Here is an 18,073-nt window from a genome sequence, read left to right as displayed (position 1 = left end):
CCCCGCGCTGGCCGCCGCCGAGGCCGCCTGGGCGGCGACCGTCGGAGCGTAGTCCGACGGCCCGCCCGCCCCGCCGAGCCACCGGCCGGCGGGGCGAAGCGCCGCCCCGGTGCTCCGGAAAAACGGAAGCAACGCCCCATAACGCCCTTGCGGAGCACCCTCGGGCACTCCGCGTGCAACCTTTCTCCACACTCACGACATCAAACGTGATGTGGAATCACATCGCCCTCCCATACGGACGTCCGCCGACGATGCGGACCCCCGCCCGGCCCGTGGCAAGCCGCTCCGGCTGGCCCGCTTCGGTGCGACCTTCCTCGGTGTGAGCGTCCTGTCCGGTGTACTGCTGGCGGGCCTCGTCCTGCCGGTCGCCGGCGGCGTCGGGCTGACCGCCAAGGCCACGGCGGAGAGCTTCGAGGACATTCCCGGCGACTTCAAGACCCCGCCGCTCACCCAGGCCACCCAGATCTTCGACGCCAAGGGCGGCCTGATCGCGAAGGTCTACGAGCGCGACCGCACCGTCATCACGGCGGACCAGATGTCGCCGTTCATGCGCCAGGCCCAGGTGGACATCGAGGACGCCCGGTTCTACGAGCACGGCGCCGTCGACCTCAAGGGCATCGTGCGCGCGCTCGGCAAGAACGCGGAGACCGGCACCGCCGCCCAGGGCGCCTCCACCCTGACCCAGCAGTACGTGAAGAACGTGAACGTGGAGAAGGCCGGCGACGACAAGGACGCGGTCAAGGAGGCGCAGCGCAAGACCCTGGGCCGCAAGATCCAGGAACTCAAGATCGCGATCAAGCTGGAGGAGGACCTGCCCAAGGACCAGATCCTCACCAACTACCTCAACATCACCTACTACGGGAACGGCGCCTACGGCGTGGAGGCCGCGTCCCAGCGCTACTTCAGCAAGAGCAACAAGGACCTGACCGTCGCCGAGGCCGCCACGCTGGCCGGCCTGGTCCAGAACCCGACCCAGTACGACCCCAAGCTGCATCCGGTGGCCGCCCAGAAGCGCCGGGACACCGTCATCGACAAGATGCTGGAGAACAAGCACATCACCGCCGACCAGGCGAAGGAGGCGAAGGCCGCCCCGCTGGGTCTGAAGTACAAGGACCCGCAGAACGGCTGCATCACCGCCAAGGCCGGCATGGGCTTCTTCTGCGACTACGTCCGCCACGTCGTCAAGCAGGACCCGGCCTTCGGCAAGAGCAGCGAGGACCGCAAGAGCTTCTGGGACCAGGGCGGCCTGAACATCTACACCACCCTCGACCCGGACAAGCAGGCCGCCGCCCAGAACGCGGTGAACAGCAACGTGAGGGTCACCGACTCCGTCTCCGCCGCCGCGAGCATGGTCGAGCCCGGCACCGGCAAGATCCTGGCGATGGCCCAGACCCGCCCCTACGGCCTGGACACGGCCAAGAACCAGACCGTCGTCAACCTCAACGTCGACCTGGCGATGGGCGGCGGCACCGGCTTCCAGCCCGGCTCCACGTTCAAGCCGATCGTGGCAGCGGCGGCCCTGGAGGCGGGCCTGCCGACGACCCAGGAGTACTCGGCGCCGAACAAGCTGGAGTACCCGACCATGAAGACCTGCGAGGGGACCTGGCGCAACGACGGCCGGCCCAAGACGGTGGTGCCCAACGAGTCCCCGAACGAGAAGGGCCCTTACCAGCTCAAGGGGGCCATGGCGCACTCCATCAACACCTACTTCGTGCAGATGGAGCAGGAGATCGGCCTCTGCGCGGTCAAGCAGATGGTCAACAAGTTCGGCATCACGTCCAAGGCCAGCGGCAAGCCCCTGGAGGAGGTCCCCTCGATGGCCCTGGGCGTCGAGGAGATGAGCCCGCTGACCATGGCGAACGTCTACGCGACCTTCGCCGCCGAGGGCAACCACTGCGACCTCGTCGCCATCAACAAGATCACCACCGTGGCCGGCAAGGACGTGCCCGTCCCGGCCGGCCACTGCGACAAGGTGTTCTCGGACGACACGGCGCAGGCGATCAACACCATCCTGAACGGCGTGACCGTGGACGGCACCGGCTCCGATCTCAACCTGGAGGGCAACCGGCAGATCGCCGGCAAGACCGGCACCTCGGACCACAAGAAGGCCGCCTGGTTCAGCGGCTACACCCCGCAACTCGCCACCTCCGTCTGGCTGGGCGGCCCGGCGGGCGGCGTCGAGATGCGCGACATCCGCATCAACGGGACCCACTTCGACGAGGTGTTCGGCGCCACCGGCCCCGGCCCGATCTGGCGGGACGCCATGAACCAGGCCCTGCGCGGCACGCCCAAGCAGTCCCTGCCGATGGCCGACATCCCCGACCCGGCCCCCAAGCCCAACCCGAACAGCACCGCGACCGGCACCGCGACCGGCACCGGGAACGGCACCAACCCGCCGGCCAACGCGCCCTCCGACCAGCAGCGCTGACCAGATGGCTCCGCCCCGTCGAGCCGGTGCTCGACGGGGCGGAGTGCCGGGTGCGGAGCCGCTGTTCAGTGCCCGCCCGCGTCCACCACCTCGACGCCGCGGATGTTGCGCTCGATCTCCTCCGCCGGCAGCGCGACCGCCATCGCCCAGTAGTAGATGAAGAGCGAGAACACCACCACCACCGCGATGTCCCACCACAGCGGCAGGTTCCCCTGGGCGCCCACCCCGAAGGTGCCCTGCCAGGAGACGACGCCCATCCCGACCAGGTAGACCGGCAGCCACTGCCCCGCCCGGAAGTCCATCCGCGGCGCGTTCGGCACCCCCTTGGAGGCGGCGTACGCGGAGTACCCGCCGAGCAGCAGGTACCCGATCAGGATCGCCAGGCCCAGCCGCCACAGGGTGTCCCAGCCGGACCAGTAGATGACCAGGCTCGCCACCGCGAAGGCGACCGGCGAGATGACCGAGCCGCCGGGCAGGTGGTACGAACGCTCCATCCCGGGCAGCCGCCGGCGCAGCACCCCGAAGGCCAGCGGGGCGCCCGCGTACATCAGCACGACGGCCGAGGTGATGAAGCCGACCAGCTTCTGCCAGCTCGGGAACGGCAGGAAACAGACCACCCCGGCGACCCAGGCGATGATCAGTCCGAGCCAGGGCACCGAGTTGCGGTCGGTGTACTGGAGGGCCGGCGGCGCGTAGCCGTTGCGGCTGAGGCCGTAGGTGACCCGGGAGCTGGAGGTGATGTAGACCAGCCCGGTGCCGGCGGGCGAGATCACCGCGTCGATGAACAGGACGGTGGCCAGCCAGCCCAGGCCGATCAGCGTCGCGAGGCCCGCGAACGGACCGCTGATCCCGGGGTAGTCGAGCTTGGCCCAGCCGCCCGCGAAGGTCTCCGGCGGCAGGGCGCCGATGAACACCACCTGGAGCATCACGTAGATGACCGTGCCGATCGCCACCGACCCGAGGACGGCCCGGGGGATGTCCCGGCGGGGGTTACGGCTCTCCCCCGCCCACTGGATGGCCTGCTCGAAGCCGAGCAGCGCGAAGATCACCCCGCTGGTGCTGATCGCCGCCAGCACACCCTTGGACCCGTCCGGTGCGAAGCCGTGCACGGTGAAGTTGGAACCGTGGAAGTCCTGGATCCCGAGGGCGAAGATGGTCAGGATCGGAATGGCGACCTTCCACACCGTGGCCGCGCTGTTGGTGTGCGCCAGCAGCCGGACGCCGAGGAAGTTGATCGCGACGAACACTCCGAGCAGCACGGCCGCGACCACGAATCCCGAACCGGTCAGCGTCAGGTCCTGGTTGAGGAGGCCGTCCGCCCAGGTCCAGTGCCGGGCGTAGTTGATCATCGCCTGCACCTCGATCGGCGCGATGGTCGCCGCCTGCAGCCAGGTGAACCAGCCGAACGACATCCCCGCGAACCCGCCGAAGGCGTAGTGCGGATACCGCGCCGTGCCACCCGCGACCGGGAACAGCCCGCCCAGCTCGGCGTGGATCAGCGCCAGCAGGATGATCGCCACCGCCCCGATCCCCCAGGACAGCAGAGCGGCCGGCCCCGCCGCCACCGCCGCCTTCTGCGCCCCGAACAGCCAGCCCGAGCCGATGATCGCCCCGACCGAGGCCCACAGCAGCCCGGCGAGGCCGACCTCCCGTTTCAGCCCGCTGTGCCCCGCGGTGGGCGGACTCGTGTTCGTACTGTGAGCCATGCGCGGCCACCTCTCGTGTCAGGGGAAAATCCACCCCGACAGTGCCGCAGCGCGTGTTCGTCGCCTCCCCCGAAACACCCTCCGACCTGCACCCTCACCCAAACGGTCGCCACCGACGGCACGACGCCGAGGAAGGACACCGGGCCTGGTCCCGCCCGTACGAGGCTTCCGGAGCAATCGGGTGAGCGTTGCCCCTCCGAACGACCACCCGCCCATCGCCCGCACCCCGGAGGTCGCCCGATGACGACCGCCCTCCCCTGCAAGCCGTACGAGATCCGCCTGGTCAATCCCCGCAGCCCGCACTTCCTCCTCCCGGAGAGCTGGGGCCGGTGGGATCCGGACCAGCACAGGGACCTCCGCGTGCGCGGCGCCTCGGAGCGGATCAGCCGCCTCTCCACCCGTGCCGCCGCCGAGGCCCACCTCCGCTCTTTTTCGGCCACCCCTCCCGGGACAGTTCCCGCGGCGTTCACCTGCCCGGCACGCGGAACTCACCGGGGGCGGGCAAGCTCCCGCACGGAACGAAGTTGGCTATACAACTTCACCAGGGAGCACCGCCGAGGAGGAACCCCCGTGACCGAGCAACCGCCGCCCTACTGGCTGCGCGACAACTGCCCCTGCGCCGACTGCCGGGACCCGCGCAACGGCCAGAAGCTGTTCCGGATCGACGACCTGCCGCCGGACCTCACCGTCGCCGCGAGCAAGGAGATCGACGGCAACCTGGAGGTGCTCTGGTCCGACGGGCACCGCTCCCGCTACCCGCTGGCGTGGCTCGAAGAAATGCCCGACGGAGACGGCCGCACCGAGCAGGACAAGCGGCTCTGGACGGCCGCCGACTTCGCCCGCGGCATCCCCGAGGCCGACTGGCAGAGCTACCTCACCGACCCCGCCGAGCAGGCCGCCGTCCTCGCCGCCGTCCGCCGCAGCGGCTTCGCCGTGCTGCGCGGGGTGCCGACGGTGGAGCGCCAGGTGCTGCGGGTGGCCGAGAGCTTCGGCTACGTGCGGGTCACCAACTACGGCGAGCTGTTCGACGTCCGGGTCGAGCCGGACCCGAACAACCTAGCGTTCACGAACAAGGCCATCGCCCCGCACACCGACAACCCGTACCGGGACCCGGTGCCCACCCTCCAGCTGCTGCACTGCCTGGAGAACTCGGCCACCGGCGGCGACTCCGGCCTCGTCGACGGCTTCAGGGCGGCGGCGATCCTCCGGGACGAGGCCCCCGAGGACTTCGCCGTCCTCACCCGCACGCCCGTCCCCTTCGTCTTCCGCGACCGCCGCACCGAACTGCGCGCCGACCGCCCGCTGATCGAGGTCGACCCGCTCGGCCGGATCCGCGAGGTCCGCTTCAACAACCGCTCGATCGGCACCCTGCGCAGGACGTCGGAAGCCCTCCAGGCCTTCTACACCGCCTACCGCCGCCTCGCCGCGATCACCCTGCGCCCCGAGCTCCAGCTCACCTTCCGGCTGGCCCCCGGCGACTGCCTGATCTTCGACAACACCCGGCTGCTGCACGCCCGTACGGCGTTCCAGCAGGACGGCCACCGCCACCTCCAGGGCTGCTACGCGGACGTCGACTCCCTCGCCGGCACCCTCGCCGTACTGCACCGCCGCACCGCCGCCCTGGACGAGCTGGCCGAGCTGTTCGCGGGCGAGGGCGCCGGGGAGTACCTGGGCGAGGCGGTCACCATGGCCGAGCACATGCTGCAGGCCGCGGCCGCCGCCGAGGCGGCCGGCGCGCCGGACCACCTGGTCGCCGCCGCCCTGCTGCACGACGTCGGGCACTTCTTCGACGAGCACGGCCGGGGTTCCCTGCACGGAAGGGATCTGATGCGGGGGCAGGACAACCGCCACAGCCACAGCGGCGCCGACCGGCTGGCCCGCTGGTTCGGCCCGGAGGTCACCGAGCCGGTCCGGCTGCACGTGGCCGCCAAGCGCTACCTGTGCGCCGTCGAGCCCGGCTACCGCGCCGAGCTCTCCGAGGCCTCCGAGTACACCCTCACCGTCCAGGGCGGCCCGATGGGCGGCCCGGAAGCCGCCGCCTTCGCCGAGCTCCCGGGCGCCGTCGACGCGGTGTCCGTCCGCCGCTGGGACGAGCAGGCCAAGGAGCCCGGCCTGGAGACCCCGGACTTCGACCACTACCGCCCGCTGCTCGCCTCACTCATGCGCTGAAGCACCGATGCCCTGATGCAACTGATGCCCTGAGGTACTGAGGTACTGAGGTACTGAAGCGCGGACCCGCCAAGAGGCCAGGCCCGCCCGGGAGTTCAGTCCAGCTCCCGGGCGTGCCGCGAAAGCGCCGACGTGGCCAGCGAGTTGTGCACACTGAAGGCCACCGTGCCGGGCAGGTAGCGGTCCTGGGACCACTCCACCGGGGTGCCGGTCGGGTCGGTGGTCCGCCGCCGCTCGCGCAGCAGCGGGCCGCCCCGGCGGCAGCCGAGCAGCCGGGCGTCCTCCGCGTTGGCGGCGACGATGTCGATGGTGTGGTCGGCGTCGGTGAACAGGATGCCGTGCTCGCGCAGCACCTCGGTGTGCGAGACGACGTCCGGCGGCAGCTCGGCGACGATCTCGCCGACCCGCGGCGGGTAGATGGTGCGCTCGACCATCACCGGTGTGCCGGACAGGGTGCGCAGCCGGACGGTGACGTACACCTCGGCGCCCGGCTCCAGGCGCAGTTGCTCGCGCTCGGCGGCGTCGGCCGGGCGGCGCACCAGGGAGTCCAGGATGCCGCCGGGCTCCTCGCCCATCGAGTACGCCCAGTGCGTGAAGCTGAGCAGTTCGGAGAAGCTCTGCACCCGGGCGCCGCCGAGCACCACCCGCCGGGTGCCGCGGCGGGAGGTGACCAGCCCGTCCGAGCGCAGTACGGCGAGTGCCTGGCGGACGGTGCCGCGGGAGACCCCGTACTGCTCGGCCAGCGTGCCTTCGGCGGGCAGCCGGCCCGCTTCGCCGAACGCGCCGGTGGTGATGGCCTCGCGCAGATCGGCGGCCACCCTGCGGTACAGAGCTCCGGTCTCGCGCTCCACGGGGCGCCCGGGCTCTACTGCCACGTCAGTCAATGTCCCTCCTGGGGCGGTGTCCTGCGCAGCCGTGCCGGCGCGGACAGCCCGACCCTATCCCGCTGCGCGATTCGAGCATCGCACCGAACGGATCACGCTCCGATGGCCGGATTCCACCGTTCCCGCAGCCGACCCCGGTTCTGGGCCGGCCGTTCACCTTCCCGTCACCGAACTCCGGGTTACTTACCTCCGTCAGCGAAGTTGGCTAGTCAACTCGGACGGTTCCGAACGGATACCGGACGAATGCAGCAAGGAACCTCGACGGACGCCGGACGAATCCGCGCCACGGCCACTCGCACGATCGATCCCCCGATCAGATCAGACACCCCCTCCCGTGCAGCACCCCCTCGCAGTACACCCGATCAGGAGACTGACCCGTGTCCGTGCACCGTGCCCGCTCCGCCGCCTTCGCGGCCGTCCTGACCGCCGCCGCGCTGTCGCTCACCGCCTGCGGTTCCGCCGGCTCCTCCTCCGCGAAGTCCGGCAGCGACGCCGCGGGCGGCAAGAGCGCCAAGACCGCCACCTCGGTCGCCGACTTCGGCGGCATGGACGCCCTGGTCGCCGCCGCCAAGAAGGAAGGCAAGCTGCACGTCATCACCCTGCCGCGCGACTGGGCGAACTACGGCAAGCTGATGGACGACTTCAAGGCGAAGTACGGCATCGACATCGAGGACGAGAACCCGGACGGCTCCAGCCAGGACGAGATCAACGCGGTCACCTCCCGCAAGGGCCAGGACCGCGCCCCCGACGTCGTCGACCTCGGCTCCGCGTTCGCCATCAGCGCCGGCAAGCAGGGCCTGCTGGCCCCCTACAAGGTGACCGACTTCGACAAGATCCCGGCCACCATGAAGGACGCCAACGGTCTGAGCTACAACGACTACGGCGGCTACATGTCGATCGGCTGCGACGCCAAGAAGGTGTCCGTCTGCCCGAAGACCTTCGCCGACCTGCTGAAGCCCGACTACAAGGGCATGGTCGCCCTGAACGGCAACCCGACCAAGGCCGGTGCCGCCTTCGGCGCCGTCTACGCGGCCGCGCTCGCCAACGGCGGCTCGCTGGACAACATCCAGCCCGGCATCGACTTCTTCGGCAAGGTCAAGCAGGCCGGCAACTTCAACCCGGTCGAGGTCACCCCGGCGACCATCGAGAAGGGCGAGACCCCGATCAGCATCGACTGGTCGTACCTGAACGCCGGCTACAGCGACAAGTTCAAGGACAAGGGCATCGACTGGCAGGTGGCCATCCCCTCGGACGGCTCCTACGCCCAGTACTACAACCAGGCGATCAACAAGGACGCCCCGCACCCGGCCGCCGCGCGCCTGTGGGAGGAGTACCTCTACAGCACCCAGGGCCAGAACGGCTTCCTCGGCGGCTACGCCACCCCCGCCCTGTTCGACGCCATGAAGACCGCCGGCACCCTGGACGCGACGGCCGCCGCCAAGCTGCCGACCGTCGAGAAGCCCTTCACCACCTTCCCGACCCAGGACCAGACGGACACGGCCAAGAAGACCGTGACCGAGAACTGGGCCAAGGCGATCGCGGGCTGACCTGAGATGACCACGGCTCCCACCCCGGTGCCGGCCAACGCCTCCGCCGCCCAGCGCGGCGGGGGCGCCCCCGGCCCCGTCACCGCCTCCCCCACCACCGGCCCGGCCGACGTCGCCACCGCGACGGCCGCCCAGGCCCCCCGCCCGGCCGCGAACCCGGCCGAGAACCCGGCCAAGCGCCGGGTCGGCGGCAGCCGCGCCTGGCTCGCCGCCCTCCCCCTGATCCTCTTCTTCGTGATCGGCTTCGGCCTGCCGGCCGTCGCCATCGCCATCGGCGCGTTCACGACCTCCACGGACGCCCCCGACGGCGGCGGCACCTTCACCACCGACAACCTCACCGGCTCGCTCCAGGGCGCCTACTGGACGGCCCTGTGGGGCAGCGTGAAGCTCTCCCTGCTCACCGCGCTGATCGCCACCGTGGTCGGCCTGCCGCTGGCCCAGGCCGTGGCGACCTCCCGGTTCCGCGCCTTCCGCGAGGCCGTGATGTCCGCCTCCGGCGTGCTCGCCAACTTCGGCGGCGTGCCGCTGGCCTTCATGTTCGTCGCCACCCTCGGCAACGCCGGCGAGGTCACCACCCAGTTCGGCCTGACCAAGCACGGCTGGAACCTCTACACCTTCACCGGCCTGTCCGTGGTCTACCTGTACTTCCTCGTCCCGCTGATGGTCATCACCATCACGCCGGCCCTGGAGGGCCTCAAGTCCCAGTGGCGCGAGGCCGCGTACAACAACGGCGCCACCGGACTCCAGTACTGGCTGCACGTGGCGCTGCCCGTCCTGCTGCCCTCGCTGCTCGGCGGCTTCGTGCTGCTGTTCGGCGCCTCCTTCGCCGCGTACGCCACCGCCGAGGCCATGGTGGGCAGTTCGGTGCCGCTGATCTCGATGCAGATCGGCGACGCGCTGTCCGGCAACGTGCTCGTCGGCCAGGGCAACCTCGCCCTCGCCCTCGGCCTCGACATGATCGTGGTCGCCTGCCTGGTGATGGCCGTGTACCTGCCCCTTCAGCGCCGGAGTGCCAAGTGGCTCGCCTGATCGATCGCATCCGTTTCGGCCGCGGCCTGGTCCTGCTGATCTGCGGGATCTACTTCGCGGTGCCGATGGCCGCCTCGCTGTGGTTCAGCATCGACGACAACAAGGGCGGCACCACCTTCCGGGCCTACACCCAGTTGCTGAACGCCCCCGGCTTCACCGACAGCCTGGTGCTCAGCCTCGAACTGGCCGCCGTCACCGTGGTGGTGCTGCTGCTCCTGCTCGTCCCGGCGGTGCTCGCCGCCCGGCTCGGGGCGCCGAAGCTGCGCCCGGTGATCGAGGTCATGTGCTCGATGCCGCTGGTCGTCCCGGTCGTCGCCCTCACCACCGGCATCATCGGCGTGCTGCGCTGGGGCCCGGACTACCTCCAGGACACCCCGCTCTTCCAGACCATCGTGGCCATCCAGGACCCGAACTTCCCGATCGTCCTGATCATCGCGTACGTGCTGATGGCGCTGCCGTTCGCCTACCGGGCCATCGACGGCGGACTGCGCGGCGTGGACGTGGTCACCCTGGTCGAGGCCGCCCGCAACTGCGGGGCCGGCTGGCTGCGCGCGGTGTTCACCGTCGTCCTGCCGAACCTGCGCAGTTCGCTGCTGAACGCCGCCGTCCTCACCGTCGCCCTGGTGCTCGGCGAGTTCACCACCGCCTCCATCCTCGGCTTCACCCCCTTCTCGGTGTGGATCAACTCCAACGGCAAGAGCGACGGCCAGATGTCCGTCGCCGTGTCGATGCTCAGCCTGCTGATCGTCTGGCTCGTCCTGCTGCTGATGTCCGCCGTCGGCCGTGGCCGCAAGGCCGCCCGGTCCTGATCCAACCCCCCTTTGTTCTCCAGGAGTTACCAGCCATGACCACGGCCACCGCCCTCGCGAACGGCGTCTCGCTCGCCCCCGGCAGCGCCACCGTCGAGTTCCGCTCGCTGCGCCGCGCGTTCGGCGCCACCACCGCCCTCGACGGCCTGGACCTGACCGTCCACCCCGGTGAACTACTCGCCCTGCTCGGCCCGTCCGGCTGCGGCAAGACCACCGCGCTGCGCATCCTGGCCGGCTTCGAGCAGCACGACTCCGGCGAGGTGCTGGTCGACGGCCAGGACATCACCTCGATCCCCGCCCACAAGCGCGACGCGGGCATGGTGTTCCAGTCGTACAGCCTCTTCCCGCACCTGACGGCGCTGGACAACGTCGCGTTCGGGCTGCGGATGCGCGGCACCGGCAAGGCCGAGCGCCGCAGGCGCGCCCAGGAACTGCTGGAGCTGGTCGGCCTGCCGCACCGCGCCGAGCACTACCCGCACCAGATGTCCGGCGGCCAGCAGCAGCGCATCGCGCTCGCCCGCGCGCTCGCCCTCCAGCCGCGCGTCCTGCTGCTCGACGAGCCGCTGTCCGCGCTGGACGCCAAGGTCCGCCTCCAGCTGCGCGAGGAGATCCGCCGCCTCCAGCAGGAACTGGGCATCACCACCCTGTTCGTCACCCACGACCAGGAGGAGGCGCTGTCCATGGCCGACCGGGTCGCCGTGCTGCGGGCCGGGAAGCTGGAGCAGTGCGCCACCCCGTCCGAGCTGTACGGCCGGCCGGCCACCGCCTTCGTCGCCGAGTTCGTCGGCACCATGAGCCGCATCCCCTGCACCCGCACCTCGGACGGCGTCGAGGTGCTCGGCCGCCGGCACGCGGTGGACGGCGAGGCCCCGGCCGACGGCGAACTGCAGGTGCTGGTCCGCCCGGAGAACGTCATCCTCACCCCGGCCGAGAACGGCCCGGCGCTGGTCATCACCGCGTCCTTCCTGGGCGCCGTCACCCGGCTCACCGTCCGCCTGGACGACGGCACCGAGGTCAAGGCCGACCTGCCCACCGAGGCCGCCGCCGCCCTCCCGGCCGGCTCGCGCGCCGAGCTCACGCTGCCGGAGCGCCCGGTACTGGTGGACCGCCGCGCCGCCTGAGAAGCCCGTCTGGGATTCTCGTACCGCCTCTGCACCCGCCGAAGAACCACCGAAGGTACCGCCATGCCTGAATCCGTCCCGTCCGAATCCGTCCGGTCAGAACCCGTCCGGTCCGAATCCGTACTCCCCGAGTCCGCGCTCCCCGCCGCCGTCCTGTTCGACATGGACGGCACCCTGGTCGACACCGAGCAGCTCTGGTGGAAGGCCGCCGCCGAACTCGCCGAAGAGCTGGACCACCCGCTCACCGACCAGGACGCCCCCGAGGTGCTCGGCCAGGCCGTCGAGCACACCGCCGCCCACCTGCACCAGGTCAGCGGCACCAGCCGCCCCGAGGCCGAACTCGCCGCCCGGCTGGGCGAGTCCTTCGCCGCCAAGGTCGCCGCCGAGACGGTGCCCCGCCCCGGCGCGCTCGCCCTGCTGGCCGCGCTGCGCGAGGCCCGGGTGCCCACCGCGCTGGTCTCCGCCTCCCCGCGCCTGGTGGTGGACCTCGTCCTGTCGTCCATCGGCCGCGACTGGTTCGCCGTCACCCTGGCCGCCGAGGACACCCCCCGCACCAAGCCCGCGCCGGACCCTTACCTGGCCGCCGCCGAGCGGCTCGGCCTCGATCCGGCCGCCTGCGTGGCCGTCGAGGACACCCCGACCGGGGTCACCTCCGCCGCCGCGGCCGGCTGCGCGGTGCTCGCCGTGCCGTCCGCCGCCGTCCCGATGCCCGAGGGCGACCGGATCACCCTGCTGGACAGCCTGGAGCAGGTCGACCCCGCGCTGCTCGGGAAGCTCTGCACCGCCCCGGCCGTTTGACAGCGACATGCCCTACGTTCTGCTCACCCTCGCCATCCTGAGCGAGGTCTGCGCCACCAGCTGCCTCAAACTCACCGAGGGATTCACCCGCCTCTGGCCCAGCCTCGGAGTCGGGATCGGCTACGCGCTGTCCTTCTACCTGCTCGGCCGCGCACTCAAGCACATCCCGGTCTCGGTCGCTTACGCGGTCTGGTCCGGAGCCGGCACGGCGGCCGTCGCCGGGATAGGCGTGGTCGCCTTCGGCGAGTCGCTCGGGCGACTGCAGTGGCTCGGACTCGCCCTGGTGATCGTCGGGGTGATCGTGCTCAACCTCAAAGGCGGCCACTGACGACCAGTCAGTTCTCTTGCCCCGGGCCGGAGCGGAACGTCGGACACACCGGCGCCACCGCTCCGGCCCGTTCGCTACGGTGTTCCCCATGACGAACCCCAGGCCGCACCACTACCGCTTCGTGCACCGCGAACTCTCGCGCCACCTCCTGCAGTTCGGCCCGCAGATGACCAGTCCGGCCCCCAACGGCGGCAGCCTGGTGCCCGCCTTCACCAAGCTCTGGGACAGCCTCGGCGAAACCCTCCCACCCGAGGACCGGCTGCCCAGCCACGGCCTCGACTGCCGCCACGTCGAAGTCGACGGCCACCGCCTGCTCCTGGTCACCCTGCCCACCCCGGTCGGCACCACCGAGGCGTACTTCTGCGCCTCCGTCCTGCCCAAGGGTGCCGACGCCGTCCGCTACCTCACCCTGGAACACGCGATCAACCCCTTCGACGGCACCCCCGGCACCGTCCTCGGCGAATGGACCACCCAGAACCACCTCAACCACGGCCAGGGCCCCGCCCCCACCGCCGACCTCTTCATCGCCGCCGTCATCGAGCTCACCGCCCCCAAGAAGCGCGGCTTCTGGCGCCGCTGACCCACCACGGCGACACCAGCGCACCGGCCGGAGTCCCGCCCGGCCGGTCCCGGCACCCCCGCCGTGAAGCGTGACACCCGTCACCCACGCCGCCCGCAACCCCGCCGCTTCCGTCGCACGTCTCCCACCTCGGCCTTTTGACGCACCGACGGAACGGGGGGATGACGCCATGGGAGATGACGCGGCGAAAGCCGGCGGCCCGGAGTTCAAGCTCCGGCCGGGGGACCTGAAGGACGCCGCGCCGACCTTCGAGAACCAGAGCAAGGCGCTCAAGGAGGCGCTCGACAAGCTCAGGAAGAGCCTCACCGAGGCCGGCAGCCCGTGGGGCGGCGACAAGCAGGGCAACGAGTTCGCGGCTGCCTACAACGGCCCGCACGACCACGTGCTCTCCGCTCTCGACGTCCTGGTCACCGGACTCGGCAGCATCGCCACAGGCCTGCAAGCCCACGCCGACAACCACACCGGCGCCGACGACCACGCCAAGCGGAACCTGCTGCCATGACCCGCCGCAGCCCTGACGCAGGGGCGGCCCGTGGGTGAGTCCGCGGTCGCGAAGGCCGTCCAGAAGGTCACCGGCATGTGGTGGCCCGACGCCGACCCCGACAAGCTCCGCAAGGCCGCGGACGCCTGGGACGCGATGGCCACCGCGATCGACCACGTCACCGTGCCCACCAACCAGGCCGCCGCCGCCGTCGCCGCCGGCAACCACGGCCCCGCCATCGACGCCTTCGGCACGTTCTGGGGCCGGTACTACGGGGGCAAGGACAGCGCGGGCAAGGGCAAGGGCTGGCTACCCGAGACCGCCGACGCCTGCCGCAGCCTCGCCAAGGCGCTGCGCGACTTCGCCCACGAAGTCGACAAGGCGATCAAGAAGCTGGAGGAGGAGGCCGCGATCGTCGGCGGCACCCTCGTCGTCCTTGACGAATTGCAGCCCTGATTCTCGCGCAGAGGAATGAACCGTGAACAGTACGCACGCCCTGGCCGACCGGCTGACGAAGGTCGACTGGGACCCTGCGGAGACGGACCCCCGGCTACGCATCTCACTCATGAAGGAGTTCCTCCGGCGTTCGGCGCTGTGGGCCCACCAGCTGGGTTCGGACAGGTGGCCCTTCTTCGACGTGGCAGTCCTGATCGACCCGTCCGTTCGTGCCGACCCCGACCTGGTCGAACAAGTCTCGGAGAGCTGCGCCCTGCAGAGCACGGCCGTGCAGCAGAGCTGCGTGGGGGCCCTGCACTTCGCCGCCCTCCAGGAATCCGGTCACGTCACGCTCCAGCTGCCGGACCCTTTTGAGCCCATTGTCTCCCTCTTCGAGAACGGCGGTGGCTTCACTCTCGACGGCACCGGAATGATCGACATCGATCCCGCCGTGAGCATGAGCCGAGGCAAACTGGCGGACTGGCTGAAGCTCGACGCGCCGACATTCTGACGCACAGCGGTGCTGCTGGCTGGCGGCGGTCGGCGTGGGCCTGTGGCTCATGGCGTTCGGGGCCGTGCTCTCGGCCCGGGACGCGGTGGTCCTGAACGCGCGCGGGGTCACCGTCACCGCCTGGGTCTCGCAGGTGCACGACCACCCGGACGACAAGCGCCCGAACTCGACGTACGACCTGGTCGGCGAGCTGGGCCTGCCGATCCCCAACGGCACGGTGTACGGGAGCCCCCACGCGCACGCGGTCGGCGACCGGGTGCTGATCCGCTACGACCCGGAGGTGTCGCGGCCGCGTCGGCCCCGGACGACGTCGACTTCTCGAAGGACCTTGCGATCGCCGGGGCCCTGGACGCCCTCCTGATGGCGGCCGTCGCGGGCCTCGGCGTGGCGGTGGTCCGCAACGGCCGCCTGCGCCGGGTCCCGTTCCGGCGCCGGCCCTCAGCGGGAGGCGGGTCGACTACCCCCGCACCACCCGCGCCCGCAGGTAGTTGCGCCGCCCGAAGTTGGGCTCGTCGACCGCCGTCAGGTCCTCGACCTGGAACCGGTACAGCGCCGCCGCCCCGCCACCGGTGAGGTACTGCCGCCGGGTGTCCTCGTCCTGGGCGAAGGCCGGGTAGCGCCCCTGGTAGGCCGTGAGGGCGGCCTCCGCCTGCCGCCCCCAGGCCTCGCCGGCGCTGCCGGTCAGCTGGAGTCCGCGCAGTTGCTCGCCGAAGGCCGGCGGTGGCAGGAAGACGGTGGCGGCGGCCCGGGCCTCCTCGGCGAGGTGGTGGCTGTGCCGGGTGGAGCGTTCGCTGACGAAGTACAGGACGAGGTCCTCGTCGTAGGCGAAGAAGGCCAGGTTGGCGTGCGGCCCGTGTTCGTGGCCGGCGGTGGCGAGGGTGAGCACCATGGCTTCGGCGAGCAGGCCTTCGACGCCCTTGTGCAGCAGGTCGCCCGGCCAGTCCCCCTGCGTGATGTCGAGTCGGTACGGCATTCGGCACTCCCTCCGCTGGCGCCCGGTGCCTTCGCGCCCCGGGCACGACTGAGCCGGGCGGCCGCCCCCGGTCGGGGGCCGCACGCCCGGCTCACATGCTCCACCCGTCGTCCGAAACCGGACAAGGGGCGGGCGCCTCACGAAATCGGTACTACTGGGCCCGGTGCGAGGCGTACCCGCGGGTCACCACCGGCGGCGTGCCGGGGCCGAGCAGCGGGCGCAGCGCGCCGGAGCGCAGCTTGTCGACCAGCGGCCCGCAGCGGCCGGCGAGCGGCGCCAGCACCAGCGCGACCAGGATGCCGACGAGGGCACCGACCGCGACGTCGTGCGGGTAGTGCACGCCGACCCAGACCCGGGAGGCGGCCATCAGTACGGCGAAGACGGTGGCGACGGCGCCGAGCCGGCGGCTGACGAACCAGAGCGAGATCGCGGCGGCGAAGGCGATCACCGAGTGGTTGCTCGGGAAGGACCAGTCCCCGGCGGCCGGGCAGGTCTCCAGCGGGACGCTGCCGTGGATCTGCGCGCAGGGCCGGAGCTCTTCGACCATGCCCTTGAGCACCGAGTTGATGCCGTACGCGACGACCACGATCACCGGGGAGGCGAGCACCTTGGCCATCACCGCGGAGTCGGCGCCGCGCGCCCGCCACCAGGCGTAGAGCATGAACAGCGCGAACAGCCCGAGGCCGATCGCGGACCAGACCTTGATCACGTCGTCCAGCCAGTGCGGGGCCGACTGCGCCCACCCGTTGACGCGGGTGTACAGGCTGCCATCGATCCCGCTGCCGTCGTACACGGCGAGGGCCCGAGAGGACATCACACGTCACCTCCGTGACGGCGCGCCTTACGGGCGCGGAACAGTTCAAGAACAATGGGGAGCACGGAGACAACTACTACCAGACCGATGATCGGCAGCAGATACTGGTCGATCCCGGGGATCGAGGATCCGAGCCCGTACCCGGCCAGCACCACGCCGACCGTCCAGACCACGCCGCCCGCCACCTGCCAGAGGGTGAACGAGCGGACCGGCACTTCGAGTACGCCGCAGAGCGGATTCAGCACCGTACGGACCACCGGGATGAACCGGGCCAGCACGATCGCCTTGCCGTGTCCGTACTTGGCCAGCAGTTCCTCGGCCCGCGCCACGCCCTCCAGCAGGCTCTTGCGCTCGGTGCGGGCGAGCAGCGCCCGCCCGCCGCGGCGGCCGATCAGATAGCCGACCTGGGCCCCGACCAGCGCGCCGACCAGGGCGGCGGGCAGCACCTGCCACAGGTGCAGCTGCGGGCCCTTGGTGGCGCCGGGCACGCAGAGCAGGCCCGCGGTGAACAGCAGCGAGTCGCCGGGCAGGAAGAAGCCCACCAGCAGGCCGGTCTCGGCGAACAGCACCGCGGCGATGCCGAGCGCGCCGAAGGCGGCGAGCAGCGAGGACGCGTCCAGCGGGTTCACCGCGAGCTGGGACGCAGGATCGGCAAGGAACTGGAGCAAGGCTTGCGGACCTCCCGTACGTTGGAGGGCGGTTCACCCGGAACCCGCCCCGACCGTCTACAGTGACGTAGACGGTCTACATGACTGTAGACGATACCTGGAGGAAGCGCCGCCATGTCCGACGTACCGTCCGCCCGCCGGCCCGCCGGGGAGCTGGAGGCCGAGGTGCTGGCCGCCCTCTGGTCGGCCCGGCAGCCGATGACGCCGCAGGACGTCCAGACGGCGCTCGGCCGGGACCTCGCCCGCACCACCATCGCGACGATCCTGGCCCGACTGCACGACAAGGGGACGGTCGAACGCACCCGGGCCGGCCGGGCCTACGCCTACACCCCGACCGTCCAGGACACCGCGGGCCTCGCCGCCCGGCGGATGCACACCGAGCTGGGCCGCGAGGCCGACCGCTCCACCGTGCTCGCCCGCTTCGTCTCCGACCTCTCCGCCGAGGACGAGCAACTGCTGCGCGCACTGCTCGGCGACGGAGGCGACGGCGGCCCCAGCGGTCCGGGAACGGCGGCGGCACCGTGATGCTCGCCGTCTGGGCGCCCCTGCTGCTGCCCTTCCTGACCGTCCCGCTGGCCCGCCGCCTCGCCGAGGCGCTGACGCCCCGGGCCGCCGCCTGGCTGCTGGCCGGCACCGCCACCGTCCTGGCCGGCGGCACCCTCTGCTCGCTCGGACTGCTCGCCGCCGCCGGGCTGCTCCAGCTGCCCCCGGTCGCCGCCCTCGGCCACCTCTCGCTGCCCTGGCTCACCGCCGCCGCGCCCAGCGCCCCGCCCGCCGCCGCGGTGGCCGGCC

The 18,073-nt window shown here is 71.4% G+C and carries 19 protein-coding genes and 1 pseudogene; 15 read left to right on the top strand and 5 right to left on the bottom strand.

Annotation, left to right across the window (positions count from 1 at the left end; translation table 11 throughout):
* Positions 1 to 319: 319 nt before the first annotated feature.
* The gene (locus BG452_RS14025) at positions 320 to 2,428 is read left to right on the top strand and encodes a transglycosylase domain-containing protein (protein WP_317621032.1); all 2,109 of its coding nucleotides are present in this window, start codon (positions 320 to 322) and stop codon (positions 2,426 to 2,428) included.
* 65 nt (positions 2,429 to 2,493) lie between these two features.
* Here BG452_RS14025 and BG452_RS14020 read toward each other — a convergent pair whose 3' ends face one another.
* Positions 2,494 to 4,134 (bottom strand): APC family permease, encoded by a 1,641-nt coding sequence (locus BG452_RS14020; RefSeq protein ID WP_188304602.1) that lies wholly within the window; start codon positions 4,132 to 4,134, stop codon positions 2,494 to 2,496.
* 570 nt (positions 4,135 to 4,704) lie between these two features.
* Between BG452_RS14020 and BG452_RS14015 the strand changes: the two genes are divergently transcribed.
* Positions 4,705 to 6,303, top strand: a complete 1,599-nt coding sequence (locus BG452_RS14015) for a TauD/TfdA family dioxygenase (protein ID WP_317621031.1) — start codon at positions 4,705 to 4,707, stop codon at positions 6,301 to 6,303.
* 95 nt (positions 6,304 to 6,398) lie between these two features.
* Here BG452_RS14015 and BG452_RS14010 read toward each other — a convergent pair whose 3' ends face one another.
* The gene (locus BG452_RS14010) at positions 6,399 to 7,178 is read right to left on the bottom strand and encodes a GntR family transcriptional regulator (RefSeq protein ID WP_317621030.1); all 780 of its coding nucleotides are present in this window, start codon (positions 7,176 to 7,178) and stop codon (positions 6,399 to 6,401) included.
* 386 nt (positions 7,179 to 7,564) lie between these two features.
* Between BG452_RS14010 and BG452_RS14005 the strand changes: the two genes are divergently transcribed.
* The 11 genes from BG452_RS14005 (at position 7,565) to BG452_RS13955 (ending at position 15,187) form a co-directional block, all read left to right on the top strand.
* Entirely contained in the window at positions 7,565 to 8,734 is a 1,170-nt protein-coding gene (locus tag BG452_RS14005; RefSeq protein WP_188304600.1) for an ABC transporter substrate-binding protein, read from the top strand.
* 6 nt (positions 8,735 to 8,740) lie between these two features.
* Complete coding sequence (locus tag BG452_RS14000; RefSeq protein WP_188304599.1) at positions 8,741 to 9,763, top strand: ABC transporter permease; 1,023 nt, start codon at positions 8,741 to 8,743, stop codon at positions 9,761 to 9,763.
* Positions 9,763 to 10,572, top strand: coding sequence for an ABC transporter permease (locus tag BG452_RS13995; protein WP_411292946.1), 810 nt, complete (start codon positions 9,763 to 9,765; stop codon positions 10,570 to 10,572). The genes BG452_RS14000 and BG452_RS13995 overlap by 1 nt, the downstream gene beginning before the upstream one ends.
* Positions 10,573 to 10,607: 35 nt before the next feature.
* The gene (locus tag BG452_RS13990; RefSeq protein WP_188304598.1) at positions 10,608 to 11,693 is read left to right on the top strand and encodes an ABC transporter ATP-binding protein; all 1,086 of its coding nucleotides are present in this window, start codon (positions 10,608 to 10,610) and stop codon (positions 11,691 to 11,693) included.
* 63 nt (positions 11,694 to 11,756) lie between these two features.
* A complete protein-coding gene (locus BG452_RS13985) occupies positions 11,757 to 12,491 on the top strand; it encodes an HAD family hydrolase (RefSeq protein WP_188304597.1) in 735 nt (244 codons plus the stop codon).
* Between the two features lie 7 nt (positions 12,492 to 12,498).
* Entirely contained in the window at positions 12,499 to 12,819 is a 321-nt protein-coding gene (locus BG452_RS13980) for a DMT family transporter (RefSeq protein ID WP_188304596.1), read from the top strand.
* 88 nt (positions 12,820 to 12,907) lie between these two features.
* Positions 12,908 to 13,399, top strand: coding sequence for a hypothetical protein (locus BG452_RS13975; RefSeq protein WP_188304595.1), 492 nt, complete (start codon positions 12,908 to 12,910; stop codon positions 13,397 to 13,399).
* A 169-nt stretch (positions 13,400 to 13,568) separates the two neighbouring features.
* Complete coding sequence (locus BG452_RS13970; RefSeq protein ID WP_188304594.1) at positions 13,569 to 13,901, top strand: WXG100 family type VII secretion target; 333 nt, start codon at positions 13,569 to 13,571, stop codon at positions 13,899 to 13,901.
* Between the two features lie 30 nt (positions 13,902 to 13,931).
* Positions 13,932 to 14,336, top strand: a complete 405-nt coding sequence (locus BG452_RS13965; protein WP_188304593.1) for a hypothetical protein — start codon at positions 13,932 to 13,934, stop codon at positions 14,334 to 14,336.
* 22 nt (positions 14,337 to 14,358) lie between these two features.
* The gene (locus BG452_RS13960) at positions 14,359 to 14,826 is read left to right on the top strand and encodes a hypothetical protein (RefSeq protein WP_188304592.1); all 468 of its coding nucleotides are present in this window, start codon (positions 14,359 to 14,361) and stop codon (positions 14,824 to 14,826) included.
* A gap of 49 nt (positions 14,827 to 14,875) precedes the next feature.
* Positions 14,876 to 15,187: a hypothetical protein gene (locus BG452_RS13955; RefSeq protein WP_188304591.1), complete on the top strand. Its 312-nt coding sequence runs from the start codon at positions 14,876 to 14,878 to the stop codon at positions 15,185 to 15,187.
* Between the two features lie 96 nt (positions 15,188 to 15,283).
* Here BG452_RS13955 and BG452_RS13950 read toward each other — a convergent pair whose 3' ends face one another.
* From BG452_RS13950 to BG452_RS13940, 3 genes are all read right to left on the bottom strand, one after another.
* Complete coding sequence (locus BG452_RS13950; protein WP_188304590.1) at positions 15,284 to 15,799, bottom strand: pyridoxamine 5'-phosphate oxidase family protein; 516 nt, start codon at positions 15,797 to 15,799, stop codon at positions 15,284 to 15,286.
* 151 nt (positions 15,800 to 15,950) lie between these two features.
* Positions 15,951 to 16,613: a phosphatase PAP2 family protein gene (locus tag BG452_RS13945; RefSeq protein WP_188304589.1), complete on the bottom strand. Its 663-nt coding sequence runs from the start codon at positions 16,611 to 16,613 to the stop codon at positions 15,951 to 15,953.
* Positions 16,613 to 17,281, bottom strand: coding sequence for a DedA family protein (locus BG452_RS13940; protein WP_188304588.1), 669 nt, complete (start codon positions 17,279 to 17,281; stop codon positions 16,613 to 16,615). Before BG452_RS13940 ends, BG452_RS13945 begins: the two co-directional genes overlap by 1 nt.
* 114 nt (positions 17,282 to 17,395) lie before the next feature.
* Between BG452_RS13940 and BG452_RS13935 the strand changes: the two genes are divergently transcribed.
* Complete coding sequence (locus BG452_RS13935) at positions 17,396 to 17,806, top strand: BlaI/MecI/CopY family transcriptional regulator (RefSeq protein ID WP_188304587.1); 411 nt, start codon at positions 17,396 to 17,398, stop codon at positions 17,804 to 17,806.
* Positions 17,806 to 18,073 (top strand): annotated as a pseudogene (locus tag BG452_RS13930) (M56 family peptidase); the annotation flags it as partial. The gene BG452_RS13935 and the pseudogene BG452_RS13930, both read left to right, overlap by 1 nt.

Origin of the sequence: Streptomyces sp. CBMA123 (genome assembly GCF_014596465.1) — a bacterium.
In the GTDB taxonomy this organism is placed as follows: Bacteria; Actinomycetota; Actinomycetes; order Streptomycetales; family Streptomycetaceae; genus Kitasatospora.
The sequence above is the reverse complement of the archived record's forward strand: the minus strand, read 5'-3'. Positions and strand labels throughout refer to the sequence as shown.